5 protein-coding genes are annotated in these 3781 nt (G+C 68.2%); 4 read left to right on the forward strand and 1 reads right to left on the reverse strand.

The window, feature by feature from the left end:
* The 3 genes from AB1609_17825 to AB1609_17835 form a co-directional block, all read left to right on the forward strand.
* Positions 1-715, forward strand: a 715-nt coding sequence (locus AB1609_17825) for a DegV family protein (protein ID MEW6048305.1), incomplete at its 5' end; no start/stop codon positions are given.
* A 7-nt stretch (positions 716-722) separates the two neighbouring features.
* The gene (locus AB1609_17830; protein ID MEW6048306.1) at positions 723-1481 is read left to right on the forward strand and encodes a ZIP family metal transporter; all 759 of its coding nucleotides are present in this window, start codon (positions 723-725) and stop codon (positions 1479-1481) included.
* A gap of 216 nt (positions 1482-1697) precedes the next feature.
* The gene (locus AB1609_17835) at positions 1698-2240 is read left to right on the forward strand and encodes a CueP family metal-binding protein (GenBank protein ID MEW6048307.1); all 543 of its coding nucleotides are present in this window, start codon (positions 1698-1700) and stop codon (positions 2238-2240) included.
* On the opposite strand, the gene AB1609_17840 is transcribed toward AB1609_17835, so the two are convergent.
* Positions 2209-2991 (reverse strand): amino acid racemase, encoded by a 783-nt coding sequence (locus tag AB1609_17840; GenBank protein ID MEW6048308.1) that lies wholly within the window; start codon positions 2989-2991, stop codon positions 2209-2211. The genes AB1609_17835 and AB1609_17840 overlap by 32 nt on opposite strands.
* A 243-nt stretch (positions 2992-3234) precedes the next feature.
* Between AB1609_17840 and AB1609_17845 the strand changes: the two genes are divergently transcribed.
* On the forward strand, positions 3235-3708 hold the full coding sequence (locus AB1609_17845) for a transcriptional repressor (GenBank protein ID MEW6048309.1): 474 nt from the start codon (positions 3235-3237) through the stop codon (positions 3706-3708).
* Positions 3709-3781: the final 73 nt, after the last annotated feature.

A 3781-nucleotide genomic window follows, 5' to 3' on the forward strand; every position in this document is an offset into this window, starting at 1 on the left:
GGCGTACCACCGGCTGCGCGAGGGCGAGCAGGCTTCCACGTCGGCCCCCTCGCCCGGGGACTTCCTTGCGGCCTTTGGTCGCCTGGCCGACCGAGGCATGCGCGAAATCGTTGTCCTGACGCTGCCCGCCGAACTCACCGCGGTTCACCGAAGCGCCCTGCTGGCAGCCCCCGAAAGCCCGGTGCCGACCCGCGTGGTGGACTGCCGAACGGCGGCTGCCGCCCAGGGCTGGGTCGTCATCGAAGCGGCTCGGGCTGCGGCGGCCGGGGCCACCGTGGACGCGATCCTGCAGCGGGTTGACTATGTCCGCCGGCGCTCGCGCTTGTTTGCCATGGTGCCGGAGCTGCAGTACCTGCGGCGAGGAGGGCGGGCGGTCCAGGCGCTGGCGCGAATCGGCGCTGCGCTGGGAGTCGTGCCGGTGCTGGCCCTCGTGGAGGGGCGCGTTGAGCCGCTGGCCGTCGTCCGCAGCCGCGAGGCCGCGGTGGAACGCATGCTCTCGGATGTCGCCGCGGACGCGCGGGCCGGGCGGCTCCATCTCGCCGTCATGGAGGCGGACGCCCCGGAAGAGGCCACGGCGCTGATGAGGCGCGTCCGGAGGGAGCTTGCGCCTGCCGAATTGCTGCTCACTGCCTTCACTCCTGCCATGGGAGTCCACGCCGGGCCCGGCATTGTGGGGGTGGGCTACTGGGTGGAACCCCCGGCACCGGACATATAGTTGGAACGTGCAGGCGCTGTGGGCCAGCTTCCTGGCCGGCGCGGCGACCGGGGCCGGTGCGCTCCCGGCCCTTTTCCTCGACGAGCTGCCGCCCACCGTCGACGCGTTCCTCACCGGGATGACGGCTGGCGTGATGGCCCTGGTGGCTGCCCATGGCCTGCTCGTTCCCGCCCTCGAGACCAGGGGTCCGGGGGCGCCGCTCGGCCTCGTTCTGGGGGCGGTTGGCCTGTTTGCGCTCGACCGGCTGCTGCACCGGATGGCGGCCGGCGCGCTTGTGGGTGCCGGCGGTAGCACGGAGCGGGGCCCGGGCGCCCGGCAGAGCCTGCTGATGTGGCTTGCGGTTGCCCTGCACAATGCACCCGAGGGGATTGCGGTCGGGGCCGCCTACGCAGCGCCGGTGCCCCAACAGGCCGCCTTCCTGGCAGCGGCCATCGGGCTTCACAACGTGCCCGAAGGTCTCGCCATCGCCTTGCCGCTGTGCCGAACCGGCGTGACCCGCTGGCGCACCTGGGCCGTGGCGACCTCTGCCGGGCTGGTCGAACCCCTTGCGGCCGTCGGCGCGTACACGCTGCTCCTGGGGTCGCCGGCGTGGCTGCCCGCGTCCTTCGCTCTCGCTGCCGGAGCGATGCTGTACGTGGTCTTCGCCGAAATGATCCCCTCTATCGAGCGAGGGCCGCAACGGCTGTGGGGTGGAGCCGGGCTGGCCACGGGCGCACTTCTGGCGTCCGTCGCCGAGGCAGCGCTTCACCTCAACGGCCCCCACTGAAAACACTCCCCTGTATCAAGGCCGGCATGCTCGGCAGCTCCACTGTCCTAACGTTTGACCCTGTTCTCCGGGTGGACCGCCTGCTACAATGCCCGCCGGGAAGTCGCTCATACGGGGGGATGGTATACCATGACGGATTGTGGCGGCGCCGCGCGCGGATCCGGCGGGCTGAGCCCGCGGACGGCAGAGCGCAAAGGAAGGCGGGGTTCGGCCTGGGTGTGGGTCGGGGCCCTGCTGGCGGCGGTGCTCGGGGCCGTTCTGTGGGGCACCGGATCGGGCCAGATCGGGGGCAACCCTGTTGCCGGCCTGAGCGCCCGGGAGGCCGTTGCCCTCGCCAACGCGTGGTTCGCCCGCGGAGAGCCGGTGACGAGCTTCATCACCACCGAAGCGCTGTTCCTCAAGTGGCCGGACGGCCGTGAAGCCCGGGTGAGCCTTCCCGCAAACGAGACTTACGTGGCCGTGGCGCCCTACGTCAACCAGACGCACCCGTGCCGCGTGCACTACATCTCCAGTTGCCGTGCCGAATTACCCGATACCCCCTTCGCCGTCACTGCCCGCACGGCGGATGGCAGGGTGGTGTTTGACGGCATGGTCACCAGCCTGGCCAACGGGTTCATCGAACTCTGGCTTCCTCGCCAGCTTGAGTTGATCCTCACCGTGAAGGCGCCGGATCTCGGCCTGGCAGGCGAGGGGCGCATTTCCACCAGGGACGGCGCACCGACGTGCATCACTGACGTACGGCTTCAGCGGGCAGGGTAGGCTGGCCGCATCGCGCTTGTTCCACGGTGGCCCGGGCCAGGACCTCTGTCGAGTCGATAAGAGGGATTTCGGTGTCCCCCTGGGAGAGAATCAACGGCAGCTCGGTGCAGCCGAGCACGACTGCGCTCAGCTTCAGCGTGCGGGAAAGCTCGGCCAGCACCTCGAGCGCCAGGGGACGAGCCTGACCCGCCTTGCCGCCCTTCACCAGGTAAATGGCCTCCATGACCTTGTCCTGGGCATCTGCCGGTGGCACCACCGTTCGAAGCCCGATCTCATCAAAGGCGCGCTGGTACAACCCGCTGCTGATGGTGCCCGTTGTGGCCAGTATCAGCACCGGGCCGTGTGGCGCACTCCCCGCGAGCTTTCGGCGCGCGGCCTCCGCCGTCAGGCGCACCATGTTGAGCACCGGTATGTGCACCGCCGCCGCGATCTCTGCATACCAGAAGTGGGCCGAGTTGCACGGCATGGCGATGAGCTCGGCGCCCGCCCGCTCCAGGTTGGCCGCCGTCTCAATGAGCGCCGGACGCGGGCTTTCGCCCTCTCCCTTGATGGCCGCTGTCCGGTCGGGGATACGGCTGTTGCTGTCGATGATGATACGGGGATGGTCCTGATCCCTTTGCGCGGGCACGAGACGCACGATACGGGCGAAGAGATCGACGGTTGCCTCGGGGCCCATCCCGCCGAGGATTCCAATCGTCTTCCAGCGAGGCTTCGACAGCGGCTGTGACGGGCTTTGCACTTCCTTGGTCACCCACCTTTACTGGCTGTTGTTCGGCCCGGGGACGGCCCCGACCTCCACTCCCGGCTGAATCCCGCTTGGTCCAATGTCCCGGGCATTTGTCACAACTCGCCGGGTTATTGTTGACAGTAACCATCGCCAGCAGTATCCTCGAACCGAGTTTTGCACCAAACGTCACAAAGTGCGCTAATACGGATCGGTTGCAGCATCAGTCATCGCAGCCATCGGCGCGACAGGAGAGGACGGTTGGCGGGGATGGAGCGGATTCAGGGATTTATACGCCGTACCAAGCAGCGCGAGGTGATCCTGCGCGTTCTGCGCAGCACCAAGACGCACCCGACGGCGGATTGGGTCTACCAGGAGGTTCGCAAGGAGCTTCCCAACATCAGTTTGGGAACGGTGTACCGCAACCTCAAGATCCTCACGGCATCGGGCGAAGCGCTGGAGCTTTCGTACGGCAGTTCGTACAGCCGGTTTGACGGGACGGCCAGCAATCACTACCACTTCGTCTGCGAGCGGTGCGGGCGGATCGAAGACGTCCCCACACCCGTGGATGAGGAGCTCAACCGCAGCATCGAGCGGCTGATGGGCGTGAAGGTGCGCCAGCACCGCCTTGAGTTTTACGGGCTATGCTCCAACTGCCAGGCCGAAGCCGAGAAGCACGTCCCATCGGCGCGGCGGCCCGCCCCCGCCTACGACCAGCAGCCGGAGCCCTATCCGGCCCACTGAGTTGAACCCGTGGCCGGCAGCCTCAGCCGGCTCGGGGAAGTGTCGGCCGGCCCTGTTCTAAGGATCAGACGGG

This window comes from Bacillota bacterium (genome assembly GCA_040754675.1).
GTDB lineage: Bacteria > Bacillota > Limnochordia > Limnochordales > Geochordaceae > Geochorda.

What these genes read in the sequence shown, in the direction of transcription:
- AB1609_17845 (MEW6048309.1), top strand. Translation starts at nt 3,235, where the DNA reads ATGGAGCGGATTCAGGGATTTATACGCCGTACCAAGCAGCGCGAGGTG.